Genomic DNA, 17,295 nt, shown 5'->3' with positions numbered 1-17,295 from the left:
CTTGGCGCCCTTGATCCGCAGCGCCTCGACCGCCTTGTCGAAGTCTCCGTCGGTTTCGGCCAGCGCGTTCTTGCAGTCGAGCATGCCGGCACCGGTCAGCTCCCGAAGTCGCTTGACGTCGGCAGCGGTGAAATTCGCCATCTCAGCCTTCCGTGGGGGTTGATTCGGGTGCGCCCGCAGCGGCATCTTGGATAGAGGGGGTGGCGGTGGCGGTAGCGGAGGCCAGCAGCTCCTGCTCCCATTCGGCGAGCGGCTCGGCGGTCTCGGCCTCCGGCTTGCCGTCGCCGCGGCCCACGCCGGCGCGAGCCTGCAGCCCCTCGGCGACCGCGGAGGCGATCACCTTGGTCAGCAGCGCCGCCGAGCGGATCGCGTCGTCGTTGCCCGGAATCGGGTAGTCGACCTCGTCGGGGTCGCAGTTGGTGTCCAGGATCGCGATGACCGGGATGCCCAGCTTGCGGGCCTCGCCGACGGCGATGTGCTCCTTGTTGGTGTCGACGACCCAGATCGCCGAGGGCACCTTGGCCATGTCGCGGATGCCGCCGAGGCTGCGGTCCAGCTTGTTCTTCTCCCGGGTCAGCATCAAGATTTCCTTCTTGGTGCGACCCTCGAAGCCGCCGGTCTGCTCCATCGCCTCGAGTTCCTTGAGGCGCTGCAGCCGCTTGTGCACGGTGGAGAAGTTGGTGAGCATGCCGCCCAGCCAGCGCTGGTTCACGTACGGCATGCCGACGCGGGTGGCCTCGGCCGCGACCGACTCCTGCGCCTGCTTCTTGGTGCCGACGAACAGCACGCTGCCGCCGTGGGCGACGGTCTCCTTGACGAACTCGTACGCCTTGTCGATGAAGGTCAGCGTCTGCTGCAGGTCGATGATGTAGATGCCGTTGCGGTCGGTGAAGATGAACCGCTTCATCTTGGGATTCCAGCGACGGGTCTGATGCCCGAAGTGGGTGCCGCTGTCGAGCAGCTGCTTCATGGTTACTACGGCCATGCGTGTGCCTTAACTTGTGTCGGTTGTCGCCCGGCGTCGGGTGAAGCCGGGCCCTGGCGTCTGCTGCATGCCGGACCCTGTTACGGGACCGCCCGGCATGCTGTTGCGGCCCTAAGTGGAACGGGGCCTTCAATCGAGCTCAGGTGCAGACACGCGAAGTCAGCCCGCAGGTGCGAGCTGCGCCGAGAAGTCTACACGCCGTGCTCCACAGATCTGGCAGCGGTGACTGGCCCGGCCAGCGCCGCGACGCTGAACTGAACCGATGCGATGGGCGGCGGTTGTGCTGTGCTGGGCGCTGCTCAGCGCGGCGCCGGCGGTCGCCGACGACGCTCGGCTGGAGTGGCCGCTGCGGCCGCCACCCGCGGTCGTGCGGGGGTTCGACGCGCCCTCGCCGGACTGGAACCCCGGGCACCGCGGCGTGGATCTGGCCGGTGCGCCCGGCCAGCCGGTGTACGCCGCCGGCGGCGCGACCGTCGTGTTCGCCGGGTTGCTCGCGGGACGGCCGGTGGTCTCCCTGGCCCATCCCGGTGGGCTGCACACCAGCTACGAGCCTGTCCGGGCGGCCGTGCGGGTCGGTGAGTCGGTGACGGCGGCGACCGTGATCGGTGAGCTGGTGGCCGGGCACGCGGGCTGCCGGGCCGCGGCGTGTCTGCACTGGGGCGCGATGTGGGGTCCGGCTTCGGGTGCGGACTATGTCGACCCGCTGGGCCTGCTGAGGTCCACGCCAGTCCGGCTGAAGCCGCTGGGCGGCTGAGCGGCATCGAGTGTGCGCTCACGGCGGGCCGCCTCGGCGTGTCGTCTCCGTCAGCGCACACTCGACGCCGTCAACGCACACTCGACGGGGCTAGGCCCGTGGGTGGGCCTGATCGTGCACCGCCCGCAGCCGGGATACCGCGACATGGGTGTAGAGCTGCGTGGTCGCCAGGCTGGAATGGCCGAGCAACTCCTGGACGACCCGCAGGTCGGCGCCGCCCTCGAGCAGATGGGTGGCCGCGCTGTGGCGCAGTCCGTGCGGCCCGATGTCGGGTGCGCCGTTTACCGCTGCGACGGTCTGGTGCACGACGGTGCGGGCCTGCCGCACATCGAGCCGACCGCCCCGCGCGCCCAGCAGCAGCGCCGGGCCGGACTCGGCGGTGACCAGTGCCGGACGGCCCTCGGCCAGCCAGGCGTTAAGCGCGTCGGCGGCCGGCACCCCGTACGGCACGGTGCGCTGCTTGTTGCCCTTACCGAGGACACGCACCAGCCGAAAGCGAGTGTCCACGTCGTCGATGTCCAGGCCGCACAGCTCGCTCACCCGGATGCCGGTGGCGTACAACATCTCGACGATCAGCCGGTCCCGCAGAGCCAACGGATCACCTTGCTGGGCGCCGGATTTCGCGGCCGCCATCGCCTGCAGCGCCTGATCCTGGCGCAGCACCGACGGCAGTGTGCGGTGCGCCTTGGGCACCTGCAGCCGGGCGGCGGGGTCGGCGGCGAGCAGACCGCGCCGCGCGGCCCACGCGGTGAATGCCTTGACCGCCGAGGTGCGACGGGCCAGCGTTGTGCGGGCCGCCCCGGCGCCGGCCGAGGCGGCCAGCCACGACCGCAAGACCGGCAGACTCAGCCCGTCCAAGCCACGGCCCTGACCGTCGAGGAAAGCGAACAGCGAGCGCAGGTCACCCAGGTACGCCCGGCGGGTGTGCGCCGAACGGCCGCACTGCAGCTCAAGGTATTCGTCGAACTCCTCGAGGATCGCCTGCACTCCCCTACGCTCGCAGACATGGCGCGGCGACCGTCAGTCGACGCGCCGAAGTGTGTCCGGGGTGAGATCTTCGCGGTTGGGATAGCCGTCGACGGCCATGATCAAGTCCGCTTCGGCAAGTATCGTGCGCAGCACGTGCACGACGCCGTCCTCCCCGCCGAGCGCCAGACCGTAGGCGTACGGGCGGCCGACACCCACCGCAGTTGCGCCCAGCGCGAGTGCCTTGATGACATCCGCGCCGCTGCGGATACCGGAGTCGAACAACACCGGCAGCCCGTCGGCCGCCTCGACCACCGCCGGCAGGCAATCGATCGCGGGCAGGCCGCCGTTGGCCTGGCGTCCACCGTGATTGGAGCAGTAGATGCCGTCGACGCCGCCGTCTTTGGCGCGCCGGGCGTCGTCGGGGTGGCAGATGCCCTTCACGAGCAGCGGCAGGTCGGTCAGTGAGCGCAGCCAGGGCAGGTCGTCCCAGGTCAAGGGGTTCCCGAAGACCTGAATCCAGCGCAGCGTGGCCGCTTGGCGATCCTCCTCCGGCGGGCGTTGCAGGCTGGCGCGGAAGACCGGGTCGCTGAAGTAGTTGCTCAGGCAGTGCCCGCGCAGCTGGGGGAAGTTCGACGTGCGCAGGTCGCGCGGGCGCCAGCCCGTGACCCAGGTGTCGAGTGTGACGACGATGCCCTTGAAGCCGGCCGCCTCGGCGCGGTGCACCAGGCTGGCGGCCAGCTCCCGGTCGGTCGGTGTGTACAGCTGGAAAAACCCCGGCGTATCACCCAAGGCGGCGGCGACGTCTTCCAGCGGATCGACGGTCAGCGTCGAGGCGACCATCGGAACACCGGTGGCCGCGGCCGCGCGTGCGGTGGCCAGGTCGCCGTGGCCGTCCTGCGCGCACAGCCCGATGACGCCGATCGGCGCCATGAACAGCGTCGCCGGCAAGGTCAGCCCGAACAATTCGACGGAGAGATCGCGCTGCGCGGCGCCAACGAACATGCGCGGCATCAGGCCCCAGCGCTCGAAAGCCTCGCAGTTGGCCCGCTGCGTGCGCTCGTCACCGGCCCCGCCCGCGACGTAGGACCACACCGACGGCGGCAGTGTCTGTGCGGCCCTGGCTTCCAGTTCGGCGTAGACCATCGGCAGCGCCGGCAGCACCCCGCCCAGGCCCTGCAGGTAGATCTCGTTCTGGTAGTCCCCGAATGCCATGTCAGCCTGCTGCTTCCGCCTCGGCCAGCTCTTTCTTCCACTCCCGGAACGTCTCTTCGGTACGTCCGCGCCGCCAGTAACCGGAGATCGACGACGCCCATTTCCGGTCCACACCGCGTTCGGTGCGGATATACGGCCGCAGGTTGTGCATGACGGCTTGCGCCTCGCCGTGGATGAAGACGTGCACCTGCCCCGGCAGCCACTGGGCGGTGGTGACCGCCTCGATCAACGGCGCGAAATCACCGGCACGGTCCTCGGAAACCAGATCGGCCCGACCACCGCGGTAGACCCAGTTCACCTGGACGGCCTCGGGTGCGGTCAACGCGATCTCGTCCTCCGGGCCGGCAACCTCGATGAATGCCTTGCCGACCGCGGTGGGAGGCAGCGCTTCCAGCGCAGTCGCGATGGCCGGCAGCGCCGATTCGTCACCGGCCAGCAAATGCCAATCGGCGGCCGGATCGGGGGTGTAGGCGCCACCGGGCCCCATCAGGTAGATCGGCTGGCCGGGTTGGGCCGAAGCCGCCCACTGCCCCGCCACGCCGTGCTCACCATGGATCACGATGTCCACCCCGATCTCGCGGGCCGCGACGTCGACCCGGCGCACCGTTATCGTCCGAACCGACGGCTTCTTCTCGGGCGGCAGGCCGGCGAAGCTGTCCAGGGTCAACGGGTGCGGCAACCCGGCCACGTCCTTTTCGCTTATGTCGTCGTGGACGAAGACGAGCTTGACGTAGGAGTCGGTGAATTTGCTGGGCACGAAGGCGTCGAAGCTGTTGCTCCCCAGCACAACCCGGACCATGTGCGGTGTGAGTTGCTCGGTACCGACGACGTGAAACCTTTGCAGAGGTCGACCTGCCACTTCTCCTCCTGTCCAGACCCGACCCCAGTCGACTATACGAGTCGCGCGTCTGACACCCGGGCCGCAGCGTGGCCACGACGGACGCTGACGATCCGCCACCGGCCGTCGTGGCGCTCGGCCAATCCGGTGATCTCGAGGATCGCCAGCGGGCCCAGCACCTGTTCGGGCGCCAGCCCGGACGCGACCGCGATCTCGTCGATCGTGGCCGCGCCGCGGCCCGGTAATGCCTCGTAGACGTGGCGTTCGGCCTCGGTGAGCCCGTCGAGCGCGGTGGTCGGGTGCGGTTCTTCAGGCGCCAGCTCGCCAATGCGGCCGACGAGCTCGAGAACGTCGTCGGCTCGGGTGACCAGCTCCGCGCCGTTGCGCAGCAGCGCATGGCAACCCGCCGACGCCGACGAGGTCACGGGTCCGGGCACCGCGGCCACCACACGGCCCAGCGCCCGCGCCCAGGCGGCGGTATTGGCCGCGCCGCTGCGCAGACCCGCTTCCACCACGACCGCCGCCCCCGCGACGGCCGCGACCAAACGGTTGCGGGTCAAAAACCGGTGCCGGGCCGGGCGGACACCCGGCGGGTATTCGGTGAGCAACAGTCCGTGCTGGCCGATGCGATGCAGCAGCGCCGAGTGACCGGCCGGGTAAGGGACGTCGAGCCCGCCCGCCAGGACGGCCACGGTGATTCCGCCGGCGGCCAGCGCCGCACGGTGAGCCGCGCCGTCGATGCCGTACGCGCCGCCGGATACAACCGCGACGTCGCGTTCCACCAGTCCGGCCGCCAGGTCCGCGGCCACGTGTTCGCCGTAAACCGTGGCGGCCCGCGTTCCGACGATGGCGGCCGCGCGCTGCGCCGTCTCGTCGAGGCGGGCGGGCCCCAGCGCCCACAACACCAACGGCGGCCGGCCCTTCTCCCGGACCCCCGAACCGCTGGGACCGCCGAACGCGGCAAACGCGAGCACGGGCCATTCGTCGTCGTCGGGCGTGATCAATCGCCCGCCGCGGCGGGCGAGCAGCTCGAGATCGTCTGCGGCGCAGTCTATTGCGCGCCGGGACTCGGTGTGCTGCGCCAGCGCGTCGTCGACCAGCCCGCGCCGCACGCGGTCGGCCGCCTCCACGGGCCCGACGGCGTGCACCAGGGCGGCGAGTTCCGCGCATGGCGGTTCGGCCACCCGGGACAGGTATGCCCAGGCTGCAGTCGCGCTCATCGCCGCGCTCCGGGCTGCCGGAAGCTCAGCGCGGCGGCTACCTCGTCCAGCCCGGGCGAGACCCGGCCGGCCAGGTCGGCAAGGCTCCACGCAACTCGCAGTGAGCGATCCACGCCACGGATGCTGAGCAGCCCACGGTCCAGCGCCGTGCGCAACGGATTCATCGCGGCGTTGCTGGGGCGGAACTTCCGCCGCAACAGCGCCCCGCTGACTTCGGCATTGGTGCGGAATCCGTGCGGTCGCCAGCGCTCGGCGGCCGCGTCGCGCGCCGTCGCGACCCGGTGGCGCACCTGCGCCGTCGACTCGCCGTCGGCGGCCGAAAATGCGCCTGCGCGAACCGGATTCATCTGCACCCGCAAATCGACCCGATCCATCAGCGGCCCGGAGAGTTTGCCCAGGTAGCGCCGCTTGACCGCCGCGGCGCAGATGCAATCTCGGGGATCGGCCGGCGCGCAGGGGCACGGGTTGGCGGCAAGCACCAGCTGGAACCGAGCGGGATAACACGCGACCCCGTCGCGGCGGGCGAGGCGAATCTCACCGTCTTCCAACGGTGTTCGCAACGCTTCCAGCGCGCTGACGCTGATCTCGGCGCACTCGTCCAAGAACAACACCCCGCGGTGCGCCCGGCTGACCGCGCCCGGGCGGGCCATCCCCGAGCCCCCGCCGACGAGCGCCGCGACGCTGGAACTGTGGTGCGGCGCCACGAACGGCGGCCTGGTGATCAGCGGGGTCTCCCCCGACAGCAGCCCGGCCACCGAGTGTATCGCGGTGACCTCCAGTGACTCGCCGTGCGACAGCGCCGGCAGTATTCCCGGAAGGCGTTGCGCCAACATCGTTTTGCCCACTCCCGGCGGTCCGGTCAACATGAGGTGGTGGGCCCCTGCGGCCGCAACCTCGACCGCGAACCGCGCCTGCGCCTGACCCACCACGTCGGCCAGATCCGCCGCCGCCTCCGCAGAGGTGGCGGCAGCGGTGACCCTGTCGTCCAGGCCGGCCGACCCGCACAGCCAGCCCTGCAGTTGCTTCAGCGTGCGAACGCCCCAGACATCGATGCCGTCAACCAGGCTGGCCTCGGCCAGGTTGTCGACCGGCACGACGACGGCCGGCCAACCGTCACGTTTGGCGGCCAGCACGGCGGGCAGCACTCCGCGCACCGGCCGGACCCGACCGTCCAGCGACAGCTCGCCCAGCAGGACCGTCTTTTCCAGACGCTCCCACGGATTCTTTCGCTGCGCCGACAACACGGCCGCGGCCAGGGCGATGTCGTAGACGGAACCCATTTTCGGCAACGTTGCCGGTGACAGCGCGAGCGTGAGCCTGGCCATCGGCCAGGTGTTGCCACAGTTGGTGACCGCCGCGCGGACGCGGTCGCGCGATTCCTGCACTGCAGCGTCGGGCAGACCCACCAGGTGCACGCCGGGCAAGCCCGAGGTGATGTCGGCCTCGATTTCCACGATCTGTCCGTCCAATCCGCGCACCGCGACCGAGAACGCGCGCCCGAGCGCCATCAGCCGATTCCCTGCAGGTGCGTGATCTCCGGGGTGCGGCGGCGCCCGATCCGCACACCGATCACGTCGATGCGAATCGCTGTCCAGCCCGCGTCCTGGCCGGCTAGCCACAAGCCGGCCAACCGCCGCAGCCGGCGGACCTTGCGGGGGGTGACCGCGTGCGCGAGCCCCCCATATCCGTCGCCGGTGCGGGTCTTGACCTCGACGAACACCACCGTGCGGCTGGCCTCGTCGCAGGCGATCACGTCCAGCTCGCCGTAGCGGCAGCGCCAGTTGCGGTACAAGATCCGCAACCCCATCCGCGTCAGGTGATCCACGGCGAGCGCTTCGCCCATCGTTCCCAGTTGAGCCCGAGTCAAAGTTGTAGGAGTCGTCATGCGGCCAACCTTCACGGCGGGATCCGACAATGACCCCCGCGGATGGCGTCCGGTTGCGCGCGCGAGACCCAGTTATCCCCAGTCGCGTGTCTATCCACAGGCTCAGCCGTGCGCCGACCCCACTAGTCGGTGATGCGGTCCGCCCTGGTGTAGACGTTCATCGAGTCCTCCCGCAGGAACGCCACCAGCGTGATCCCGTACTCCTCGGCCAGCGAGACCGCCAGCGATGACGGCGCCGAGACAGCGGCCAGCACCGGAATCCCGGCCAGCAGCGCCTTCTGGGTCAATTCGAACGACGCCCGCCCGCTGACCAGCAATACCGACGCGCTCAGCGGTATCCGGTCGTGCTCCACCGCCCAGCCGATGACCTTGTCGACCGCGTTGTGCCGGCCGATGTCTTCACGCACGACGTGCATGGTGCCGTCGACTCCGGACAACGCCGCGGCGTGCAGGCCGCCGGTGCTGGCGAAAACCTTTTGCGCGCCGCGAAGTTGGCCGGGCATCGCCTTGAGCGTGATCGCGGCGACGGTGGCGGGATCGTCGCCGGGTGAGAACCGGCTGATCACCCGCACCGCATCCAGCGACGCCTTGCCGCAGACCCCGCACGACGAGGTGGTGTAAAAGTTGCGGGTGATATCCAGACTGGGCGGTTCGACGCCTGGGGCCAGCGTCACGTCCAGCACGTTGTACGTATTGGCACCGTCATCTCCGCGGCCGCCGCAGTAGCGGATCGTCAGCACCTCCTCGCGGCCGCCGATCACCCCTTCGGTGAGCAAAAAGCCTTGCGCGAGTTCGATATCCGAGCCGGGTGTACGCATCGTGACCGTGACCGGCGTCCCGTTGACGCGGATCTCCAGCGGCTCCTCGACGGCCAGGGTTTCCGATCGGGTGATCGCCTGATCAGCGCTGAGATGCCTTGCCCGCCGTCTCGCGGTTACGTGGCCCACTGGACCATTGTGGCTTAGCGGTGCTCACACCGCCTGGGCCAGCGCCGCCAGCGTCTCCGCCGACGAGTGCGTCAGGCGCCAGCCGCGTTGCCGCTGCGCCTTTCTGGTATCCATCACCACCGAGGTCCGCGCGACGTGCAGCCATTCGACCACGGAAGGGACGACGGGCAACCGGGAAATCGCCGCAGACGCCGCCGAGGCAGCGGTCGCGGGAACCCCTACCGGTCGGCCTCCCAGCGCCTTGGCCACCTCCGCGATCGCCACTTCCCCGTTTCCGGCGATGTTGTACGCACCGGCGGTGCCGGAGCAGTGGCCGCCAGCGCGACCGCCGTCGCGACGTCGTCGTGGTGGACCAGCTGCAACGGAAAACCCGGATCCGGCACGACCGGCTTGAACGCCGGCACCGCCTTTGCCACGGCCCGCACCGGGCCGGGCAGCCCCTTCCACTGCAGCGCGTTCGCCAGGGCCTGGGGCCCGGCGACGATACACGGCCGCAGCACGAACACGCCCAATGACGAACCTTTGGTGATGTCGGTGAGCGCAGCCTCGCACGCCGCCTTCTGCTCGGAGTAATAGTGCTCCGCGGAGCCGCGCGTCGGCACCTCCTCGGTCAGCGGCAGCGGGTTGTCGCAGTGGTAGCCGTATGCCGCCACCGACGAGGTGTAAACCAGACGCCGTGGGCGCTGTGCGCAACCGTGGCCTCGAACACGTTCCGGGTGCCCTGCAGGTTGACCTGCGTGCTCTTTTCCCGCGACCCCATGATGAGGAACGCCAGGTGGATCACCACATCGGCCTGCGCGACCAGCGCCTCGACCGCGTCACGATCCAGGATGTCGCCCTGTTGATAGCTGGTTTTCACACAACCGCGCGTGGGCGGCTCAAAAGGCCGGCGCGCCATCGCGACGATCCTCTCCACCGCGGGTTCGCGCTCCAGCGCCGTCACCGCCGAGACGCCGATCTCTCCGGTCGGCCCGGTGACGGCGACAGTGATTCCCATTCGAACTAACTTCCCCACCAGCGACGTCGGCCAAACACCGGCGAGGTTCGGGAACCGAACTGTGTGAAGCCGCCCGGCATGGCTATTTAATGTAGAGGTCGGTTGCTGGAAGAAGGAGTATGGAGTTGTGACACGCTGGGCCGACGACCCCGGGCAGCACCAGAAGCGAGGGACAGACTTGGCGGACGAACCGAACGCCGGCTCAGAGACGGCACCACCTGGCGGGACGATGGCGGACCCCGCGACAGTGTTCGCCGCCCTCGCCGAGATCATCTACCAGGGCTCGGACGCTGCCGAGATGTACTCCGCCATCTGTGTGGCCGCGACCCTGACCGTCCCTGGCTGCGACCACGCCAGCCTGCTGGTTCGTCAGAACGACAGCTACGTAACAGTGGGTGCGAGCAGCCAGCTCGCGCAGCGGATCGACGACCTGGAACGGCGCGTCGACGACGGCCCGTGCATAGATGCGATCGAGGAGGAAGCTCCCCAGGTCGAAACCGATCTGACCACGCCGTCCCAGTGGCCCCGATTCGCGGCCGCCCTGCTCGCCGAGACGCCGGTGCGCGGCGCCATGGGCTTTCGGATCCTGGTCGACAAGCGCAAAGGCGCTGCGCTCAACCTGTTCAGCGAGACCCCCAACCTCTTCGACGCCGAGTCCGCCGGACGAGCGGCGGTGCTCACATCGTTCGCGAGTGTGGCCATCAATGCCGTCGCCAAGGGCGAAGACGCCGCCAGCCTGCGACGAGGGCTACTCAGCAACCGCGAAATCGGCAAAGCGGTCGGCATGTTGATGGTGCTGCATGATCTGACCGAGCACGAGGCGTTCGACCTGCTGCGGCGTCACTCGCAGGGCTTCAACATCAAGCTCGCTGACGTGGCGCGGCAGATCATCGAACGCCGCGGCCAACTGCCGTCCGGCGACCAGGATCAGCCTCCGGCGACCGCATAGCTCCGGGGGCTCGGGGTCTATTCGGGCAGCCGCAGCTCGGGCTTCTCAACTTCTTCGATGTTGACGTCCTTGAACGTGACCACCCGCACCTGCTTGACGAATCGGGCCGGCCGGTACATGTCCCACACCCAGGCGTCGGACAATCGCAGCTCGAAGTACACCTCGCCGTCAGCGTTGCGGGGCACCATCTCCACGCTGTTGGCCAGGTAGAAGCGCCGCTCGGTTTCCACGACGTAGCTGAACTGGCCGACGATGTCCTTGTATTCGCGGTACAGCGAGAGCTCCATCTCGGTTTCGTACTTTTCGAGATCCTCTGCACTCATCTGCCACTCATCTGCTCAGACGTCCTTCTCCCTGCCTTCTTCCCTGGCCCCATCTTTCCTCACCGGTATTCGCCATGCTCGTCCGGAGGGTCCGGTTTGCATTCGGCCACCAGCCGGGCGTTCGACCCGCTCGCCACGCGGCGGACGTTGATGAACGAATACCGGTGCGCGGGGCACGGACCCAGCCGGCTGAGCGCCACGCTGTGCGCGGGCGTGCTATATCCCTTGTGGTCGGCGAAGCCGTAGCCGGGGTGGTCAGCCTCCATCGCGACCATGAACCGGTCCCGGCTCACCTTGGCCAGCACACTGGCCGCGGCGATACAGGCGGCCGCCGCGTCGCCGCCGACCACCGGCAGCGATGGAACCGGCAGCCCGGGCACGCGAAACCCGTCGCTCAGCACATAGCCGGGCCGCACCGACAGGCCGGCCACAGCGCGGCGCATCCCTTCGATGTTGGCCACGTGCACGCCGCGCCGGTCCACCTCGACCGACGGGATGAACACCACGTGGTAGGCCAGCGCGTAACGGCAGATAAGCGGGAACAGCTTCTCCCGGACCTTCTCCGTGAGCTTCTTCGAATCGTCAAGACCTGCAAGGCTTTCCAGCCTCCCCGGCCCGAGCACGCACGCCGCCACCACCAGCGGTCCCGCGCAGGCACCGCGGCCCACCTCGTCCACCCCGGCCACCGGTCCCAAACCGCTGCGGTGCAGCGCGGACTCCAGGGTGCGCAAGCCGGAAGCTTTACGGATCACGGTCCGCGGCGGCCACGTAGTGGCCATGGCTACTGACCCTGCTGGGGGTTCACCGAACCCACGCCACCCCATCGCGACGGCGGCCAGACGATGAACCTCGCCTTGCCGATGACATTGGACACCGGCACGGTCCCCGACGCCGGGTCGCCGGTGCACAGAATCCCCTTGACCGCGTCGGCCGGACTGCTGGTGCAGTGCGCTCGCGAGTCCGCCGAATGCGTCCGGTTGTCGCCCATCACCCACAGACGCCCCTGTGGGACGGTGACCGGCCCGAACTCGCTGCCCAGGCACGGATAGACCACCGGGTCGGCCATCATGGTGGCGGTGTTGAGGTACGGCTCCTTCAGCGGCTTGCCGTTGACGGTCAATCCGGTGTCCGCGCGGCACTGCACCGTCTGCCCGCCCACCGCGATGACCCGCTTGACCAGGTCGTTCTCGTCGGGAGGCACGAAACCGATGAACGATAGCGCGTTCTGCACCCAGCGCAGCGCGGTGTTCTTCGAACGGATCGACTTGTACCCGTAGTTCCAGTTCGGCGGTCCCTTGAAGACGATGACGTCACCCGGGTGCGGTGAGCCGAAGTGGTAGGTGAGCTTGTCCACCATGATGCGGTCGCCGACGCAGCCCGCGCATCCGTGCAGCGTGGGCTCCATGGATTCCGAAGGGATCAGGTAGGGACGCGCCACAAACGTCAACATGACGTAGTAGAGCAGTACGGCGATGACCGCCAGAATCGCGAGTTCCCGCAGCGTTGACCGCTTCTTGGGCTCCTCGCCTTGCCCTGGAGGCAGCGGCGGCGACGGGCCCTCGGGCGGCGCTTCGATTTCAGAGGTTTCAGCTATGGAGATCTTCGGCTCCGACTGACCACCGTCGGGCTGGGGCTCAGGTGACGAGTCCGTGGTTTCGGTCACGACATCACACTAGCCAGCACCGGGCAACCACCGCGGCGCGCCGGTCAGCGCTTCTCCTTGATCTTGGCCTTCTTGCCACGAAGTTCACGCAGGTAGTAGAGCTTGGCGCGGCGAACATCGCCACGCGTCACCACCTCGATGTGGTCGATGTTGGGCGAATGCACCGGAAAGGTCCGCTCGACGCCGACGCCGTAGCTCTCCTTGCGCACGGTGAAGGTCTCGCGGATACCGCCGCCCTGCCGGCGGATCACCACGCCCTTGAACACCTGGAGACGCTCCTTGGCGCCCTCGATCACCTTGACGTGCACGTTGATGGTGTCGCCCGGGCCGAAGGCCGGGATATCGTCGCGCAGCGACGTCTGGTCGACGAAGTCCAGCCTGTTCATGAGCTAAGACACTTCCTTGGGGTGTTCGGGCTTGGTGGGCTATCTCTGGGCGGGTCTCTGGGCGGGCGGAGCGTACCGGCCCGCTGACAACCGCTCGAGACAACTGGTCAATTGTGCCAGACGCCCCGCGTGCTTTGAAAATCACACGTAAAGGACGCGGTTCATGACGCGCCAAAGGCGCTGGTGAATGGTACACATTACTGGGGCCAAACGCGCTAGTCGGACACCGGAGGATGCCACAGGAGCCGCAGAGCCACACGAGCCGAGGAGCCAGAGGAAAAAGATGCACGCACGCCCGCTCGCGCTGCTCACCGCCATGGCGGCGGTGACGCTGGTGCTGGCCGGGTGTGACGAGGCGATCCTCGAGGCAACAGCGCTGAATAAGGTAGCCAAGCCGGCATACAGCGCACCCGGCTCGTTGCAGTCCCAACCGAAGCTGGCCAACATGCTGCTGCAGGTCGGTGCGCCGCCCGCGGTGGCCGAGCGCCCACCGGATATCGGTTTCGTCGGCGTGCAGGCACGCATCCAGCAGGCCACCGATCAAGCCGCCGCCGCCGGCGCCACCCTCTCGGTGGCCGTGCTCGATCGGTCCACCCACCAGCTGCTCTCCAATGGCAACGCCCAGATTCCCGGCATCGCGTCGGTGGCCAAGCTCTTCATCGCCGACGACCTGCTGCTGCAGGAATCCGCGGGCAAGACCACGCTGTCGCCGGAAGACCGTCAGGCGATGGACATCATGTTGCAGTCGTCCGACGACGGCGCCGCGGAGAAGTTCTGGGGCCAGGACGGCGGAGACGTCATCGTCAGCCAGGTCGCGAGCCGATATGGCCTGGCGTCGACCACGCCGCCCGGCGACGGGCGCTGGTGGAACACGCTCAGTACTGCGAGCGACTTGGTCCGCTACTACGACATGCTGCTCGACGGGGCCGGTGGGCTACCGCCGGAGCGGGCCAGGATGATCATCAACGATCTGGCTCAGTCGACCCCCAACGGAATCGACGGCTACCCCCAGCGATTCGGCATCCCGGACGGCCTCTACGCCGAACCGGTCGCGGTCAAGCAGGGCTGGATGTGCTGCATCGGCGCCGACTGGATGCATTTGTCGACGGGCGTGATCGGCGCGGACCGGCGCTACATCATGGTGATCGAGTCGCTGCAGCCCTCCGATGACGCGACCGCGCGAGACACCATCACCCAGGCCGTCAAGACGATATTCCCCAACGGCCGGGTCTGACCCGCTAGTCCGGGCCCGCCTGGCCACCGGACAAGTCGGGGCGGCGCTCCCGGGTGCGCTGCAGCGAGACCTCCCGGCGCCAGGCCGCGATGCGGGCATGGTCACCGGACAGCAGGACTTCCGGGACGTCGAGGCCACGCCAGCTCGGCGGGCGGGTATAGCTGGGCCCCTCCAAGAGCCCGTCCAGGCCCGGCGAATGTGAATCATCGTGCAGCGACGCGGGGTTGCCGAGGACCCCGGCAAGCAGGCGCAGGACGGCCTCGATCATCACCACGGCCGCCGCCTCGCCGCCGGGCAACACATAGTCACCGATCGAGACCTCTTCGACGCGTACTCGCCGGGCGGCGTCGTCGATCACCCGCTGGTCGATGCCCTCGTAACGTCCGCAGGCGAACACCAGGTGCGACTCGGTGCTCCAGCGCTGGGCGGTGGCCTGGGTGAACAGCGCGCCCGCGGGGGTGGGAACGATCAACAATGTCTCGCCCGAACAGATTTCATCCAGCGCGTCGCCCCACACCGGCGCTCGCATCACCATCCCCGGCCCACCGCCGTAGGGGGCGTCGTCCACCGAGCGGTGCACGTCATAAGTCCACCGCCGCAGGTCGTGCACCCTCAGGTCGACCAGGCCCGACTCAATCGCCTTGCCCGGCAACGATTGTCGCAGCGGGTCCAGGTAGGACGGGAAAATTGTGATGACGTCAATACGCACGACTAGCTCAGATCCAGCAGTCCGTCGGGCGGGTCGATCTCGACGGTCCCGTCGTCCAACGAGACCGACGTGACGATCGCGCTGACGAACGGCACCAGGACCTCCCCGGAATCGCCCTTGACCGCCAACAGTTCACCGGCCGCGGTGTGCAGCACCTCGGCGACGACGCCGACATCGGTTCCCGTGACGGTCCGGACCCGAAGGCCTTCCAGCTGGTGGTCGTAGTAGGTGTCCGGCTCATCGATGGGCGGCAGGTCATCGGAGTCGACGACGAACAGACTGCCGCGCAACGCGTCGGCGCCGTCGCGGTCGGCCACTCCGGCCAATCGCACCAGTAGCCGCCCACTGTGCTCACGCACGCTGTCGACGACATAGCTGCGCTCTTGAGCGCCACCGTCACGGGATCCCTTGGCGCGCAGCGTATTACCGGGCGCGAAGCGTTCAGCGGGATCGTCGGTGCGGATCTCGACGACCACCTCGCCGCTGATGCCGTGCGCTTTGACGACGCGCCCGACTACCAGCTCCATGAGCTACTGGTCGGTGTCCACCACGTCGACGCGGATACCGCGGCCACCAATGCCGGCGACCAGCGTGCGCAACGCGGTCGCGGTGCGTCCCCCACGACCGATCACCTTGCCCAGGTCGTCAGGATGAACATGCACCTCGACAGTCCGCCCACGGCGATTGGTAACCAACTCCACCCGGACATCGTCGGGGTTGTCGACGATCCCCCGAACCAGATGCTCAACAGCGTCCACGACGACCGTGCTCATCGCGCCCGTCAGCTTTCCGCCGAAGACTCGGCCTGCTCGGTCGATTCGGGCTCGGCCGGCGTCTCGGTGGCTGCAGGCTCGGCGGCAGGCTGTGCCTCGGCTGCCGGCTCCTCGGCTACGGGCTCCTCGGCGGCCTTGGCGGCCTTCTTGGCCGGCGCCTTCTTCTTCGGCCGCGCGGCCTCGGTGGTGGGACTGCCCTCGGCGGCCGCCAGCGCGGCGTTGAACAACTCCAGCTTGCTGGGCTTGGCGGGCTTGACTTTCAGCCGGCCCTCGGCGCCCGGCAGGCCTTTGAACTTCTGCCAGTCACCGGTGATCTTCAGCAGTTTGAGGACGGGCTCGGTGGGCTGAGCACCCACGGAAAGCCAATACTGCGCGCGCTCGGAGTTGATCTCGATCAGGCTCGGCTCTTCCTTCGGGTGATAGCGGCCGATGACCTCGATGGAGCGGCCGTCGCGGCGCGTGCGCGCGTCAGCGACGGCGATGCGGTACTGGGGATTGCGGATCTTGCCAAGCCGAGTGAGCTTGATCTTCACAGCCATGGTTACGCGATTTCTCCTGTATGTGTCACGCTGCAATTCAGCGAAACGGGCGGGATGCCCGGATCCGGTTTTGCCTCGCGTGTATGACCACCGGGCCCCGAAAAAAACGGTAATCGCGCGGCGGACAGCCGCCCATTGTGCCAGAGCGGAGTGGTCCGGCGGAAATTCGCGGCGATCGCGAGAGCGGCGGAGCCGGGCGCGGCGGGTCGCCGCCATCGGGTTCGCCTACATGACCTTCTGGAAGGTCTTGGTCTCGACGCGCCGCGTCATCCGCCAGCCCTCGGGGGTGCGTACGAACTCGTCGTCGTACCACAGTCCGCAGAACAGCACTCTTTCCTTTTCACCGTCCTTGTTGCCGCTTAGCACCATCGGGTTGAAGCAGATCACCCGCGACGACGCGGTGTCCCCGTCGATGCGCACCGAGAAGTTGCCCAGCATGTGCGCGTACACCGGGAAGTTCGGCAGCACCTCAGAGAGCCACTTCTTCACCTCGGGATAGTGGCCGTCGATGCCGCCGAGGGCGCGGTAGTCGATGTAGGCATCGGGGGTGAACACCTTGTCGAGGTCGTCGAATCGGCGCTGGTCAATGGCGGTGGAGTAGTCGACCAGCAGCTGTTGGATCTCCAAGCGGTCGGAAATTTCGGGAAGGCTCAACATGCCTCGATTCAACACCGGGGCCCACCCGAGCTGTCGCCGGTGGTGGGCTCCTACCTGTGAGTGCGGCCCCACCGCGAGGCCCGGTGCCCGATATTGGGATCGGTATCAGTGCGGGCGGGTGTCCACTTGCTAGTGCTCCGTCTGCGATTTGATCTGGTGAAGGGTCTCGCGGCCACGTTGGACTTTCGTGATGATGTCGTCGGCGCTGGCTTTCCAGATGAACGGTTTGGGATCGAGGTTCCAGTGCTGGGACCA

Annotated in this window: 18 protein-coding genes and 4 pseudogenes; 3 read left to right on the top strand and 19 right to left on the bottom strand. The window is 68.3% G+C overall.

The features are described 5' to 3' along the window. Positions 1 to 141, bottom strand: a pseudogene (locus ACLP9N_RS22350) (translation elongation factor Ts); the annotation flags it as partial. A gap of 1 nt (position 142) precedes the next feature. Beyond that, complete coding sequence (rpsB, locus tag ACLP9N_RS22345; protein ID WP_442409442.1) at positions 143 to 985, bottom strand: 30S ribosomal protein S2; 843 nt, start codon at positions 983 to 985, stop codon at positions 143 to 145. 262 nt (positions 986 to 1,247) lie between these two features. On the opposite strand from rpsB, the pseudogene ACLP9N_RS22340 reads away from it, so the two are divergent. After that, positions 1,248 to 1,730, top strand: a pseudogene (locus ACLP9N_RS22340) (M23 family metallopeptidase); the annotation flags it as partial. A 99-nt stretch (positions 1,731 to 1,829) separates the two neighbouring features. Here the strand turns inward: ACLP9N_RS22340 and ACLP9N_RS22335 are convergent. The 8 genes and pseudogenes from ACLP9N_RS22335 to ACLP9N_RS22300 all read right to left on the bottom strand — a co-directional run bounded on the left by ACLP9N_RS22335 (position 1,830) and on the right by ACLP9N_RS22300 (position 9,807). Further along, entirely contained in the window at positions 1,830 to 2,726 is an 897-nt protein-coding gene (locus tag ACLP9N_RS22335; RefSeq protein ID WP_442409441.1) for a tyrosine recombinase XerC, read from the bottom strand. A gap of 33 nt (positions 2,727 to 2,759) precedes the next feature. Next, positions 2,760 to 3,920, bottom strand: a complete 1,161-nt coding sequence (locus ACLP9N_RS22330) for a lactate 2-monooxygenase (protein ID WP_442409440.1) — start codon at positions 3,918 to 3,920, stop codon at positions 2,760 to 2,762. 1 nt (position 3,921) lies between these two features. Further along, positions 3,922 to 4,779 (bottom strand): siderophore-interacting protein, encoded by an 858-nt coding sequence (locus ACLP9N_RS22325; RefSeq protein ID WP_442409439.1) that lies wholly within the window; start codon positions 4,777 to 4,779, stop codon positions 3,922 to 3,924. Between the two features lie 32 nt (positions 4,780 to 4,811). Next, on the bottom strand, positions 4,812 to 5,978 hold the full coding sequence (gene dprA / locus ACLP9N_RS22320; protein WP_442409438.1) for a DNA-processing protein DprA: 1,167 nt from the start codon (positions 5,976 to 5,978) through the stop codon (positions 4,812 to 4,814). Further along, complete coding sequence (locus ACLP9N_RS22315) at positions 5,975 to 7,486, bottom strand: YifB family Mg chelatase-like AAA ATPase (RefSeq protein WP_442409437.1); 1,512 nt, start codon at positions 7,484 to 7,486, stop codon at positions 5,975 to 5,977. Before ACLP9N_RS22315 ends, dprA begins: the two co-directional genes overlap by 4 nt. After that, positions 7,486 to 7,863 (bottom strand): YraN family protein, encoded by a 378-nt coding sequence (locus ACLP9N_RS22310; RefSeq protein ID WP_442409436.1) that lies wholly within the window; start codon positions 7,861 to 7,863, stop codon positions 7,486 to 7,488. The genes ACLP9N_RS22315 and ACLP9N_RS22310 overlap by 1 nt, the downstream gene beginning before the upstream one ends. A 122-nt stretch (positions 7,864 to 7,985) precedes the next feature. Then, positions 7,986 to 8,810, bottom strand: a complete 825-nt coding sequence (gene fdhD, locus ACLP9N_RS22305) for a formate dehydrogenase accessory sulfurtransferase FdhD (RefSeq protein ID WP_442409435.1) — start codon at positions 8,808 to 8,810, stop codon at positions 7,986 to 7,988. 24 nt (positions 8,811 to 8,834) lie between these two features. Continuing rightward, a pseudogene (locus tag ACLP9N_RS22300) lies at positions 8,835 to 9,807 on the bottom strand (NAD-dependent epimerase/dehydratase family protein). Between the two features lie 178 nt (positions 9,808 to 9,985). Here ACLP9N_RS22300 and ACLP9N_RS22295 point away from each other — a divergent pair. Further along, positions 9,986 to 10,756, top strand: a complete 771-nt coding sequence (locus ACLP9N_RS22295; RefSeq protein WP_442409444.1) for a GAF and ANTAR domain-containing protein — start codon at positions 9,986 to 9,988, stop codon at positions 10,754 to 10,756. A gap of 17 nt (positions 10,757 to 10,773) precedes the next feature. Here ACLP9N_RS22295 and ACLP9N_RS22290 read toward each other — a convergent pair whose 3' ends face one another. The 4 genes and pseudogenes from ACLP9N_RS22290 to rplS all read right to left on the bottom strand — a co-directional run bounded on the left by ACLP9N_RS22290 (position 10,774) and on the right by rplS (position 13,128). Beyond that, positions 10,774 to 11,079, bottom strand: coding sequence for a DUF2469 domain-containing protein (locus ACLP9N_RS22290; RefSeq protein ID WP_007171389.1), 306 nt, complete (start codon positions 11,077 to 11,079; stop codon positions 10,774 to 10,776). A 7-nt stretch (positions 11,080 to 11,086) separates the two neighbouring features. After that, positions 11,087 to 11,858: pseudogene (locus ACLP9N_RS22285) on the bottom strand (ribonuclease HII). 2 nt (positions 11,859 to 11,860) lie between these two features. Continuing rightward, the gene (gene lepB, locus ACLP9N_RS22280; RefSeq protein WP_442409443.1) at positions 11,861 to 12,655 is read right to left on the bottom strand and encodes a signal peptidase I; all 795 of its coding nucleotides are present in this window, start codon (positions 12,653 to 12,655) and stop codon (positions 11,861 to 11,863) included. Between the two features lie 131 nt (positions 12,656 to 12,786). Further along, positions 12,787 to 13,128 carry a 50S ribosomal protein L19 gene (rplS, locus tag ACLP9N_RS22275; protein WP_442409434.1) on the bottom strand — a complete coding sequence of 114 codons (342 nt, stop codon included), beginning with the start codon at positions 13,126 to 13,128 and terminating at the stop codon, positions 12,787 to 12,789. Positions 13,129 to 13,411: 283 nt separating this feature from the next. Here rplS and ACLP9N_RS22270 point away from each other — a divergent pair, with 283 nt between their 5' ends. Beyond that, the gene (locus tag ACLP9N_RS22270) at positions 13,412 to 14,362 is read left to right on the top strand and encodes a hypothetical protein (protein WP_442409433.1); all 951 of its coding nucleotides are present in this window, start codon (positions 13,412 to 13,414) and stop codon (positions 14,360 to 14,362) included. Between the two features lie 4 nt (positions 14,363 to 14,366). On the opposite strand, the gene trmD is transcribed toward ACLP9N_RS22270, so the two are convergent. From trmD to ACLP9N_RS22245, 5 genes are all read right to left on the bottom strand, one after another. Beyond that, the gene (gene trmD, locus ACLP9N_RS22265) at positions 14,367 to 15,071 is read right to left on the bottom strand and encodes a tRNA (guanosine(37)-N1)-methyltransferase TrmD (RefSeq protein WP_442409432.1); all 705 of its coding nucleotides are present in this window, start codon (positions 15,069 to 15,071) and stop codon (positions 14,367 to 14,369) included. A 2-nt stretch (positions 15,072 to 15,073) separates the two neighbouring features. Further along, positions 15,074 to 15,598: a ribosome maturation factor RimM gene (gene rimM / locus ACLP9N_RS22260; protein ID WP_442409431.1), complete on the bottom strand. Its 525-nt coding sequence runs from the start codon at positions 15,596 to 15,598 to the stop codon at positions 15,074 to 15,076. A 3-nt stretch (positions 15,599 to 15,601) separates the two neighbouring features. Continuing rightward, on the bottom strand, positions 15,602 to 15,844 hold the full coding sequence (locus ACLP9N_RS22255; RefSeq protein WP_442409430.1) for an RNA-binding protein: 243 nt from the start codon (positions 15,842 to 15,844) through the stop codon (positions 15,602 to 15,604). Positions 15,845 to 15,852: 8 nt separating this feature from the next. Continuing rightward, a complete protein-coding gene (gene rpsP, locus ACLP9N_RS22250; protein ID WP_442409429.1) occupies positions 15,853 to 16,383 on the bottom strand; it encodes a 30S ribosomal protein S16 in 531 nt (176 codons plus the stop codon). Positions 16,384 to 16,608: 225 nt separating this feature from the next. Continuing rightward, positions 16,609 to 17,040 (bottom strand): nuclear transport factor 2 family protein, encoded by a 432-nt coding sequence (locus ACLP9N_RS22245; RefSeq protein WP_442409428.1) that lies wholly within the window; start codon positions 17,038 to 17,040, stop codon positions 16,609 to 16,611. Between the last annotated feature and the right edge of the window lie 255 nt (positions 17,041 to 17,295).

The sequence above is a fragment of the Mycobacterium sp. genome, assembly GCF_052144515.1.
GTDB lineage: Bacteria > Actinomycetota > Actinomycetes > Mycobacteriales > Mycobacteriaceae > Mycobacterium.
The sequence above is the reverse complement of the archived record's forward strand: the minus strand, read 5'-3'. Positions and strand labels throughout refer to the sequence as shown.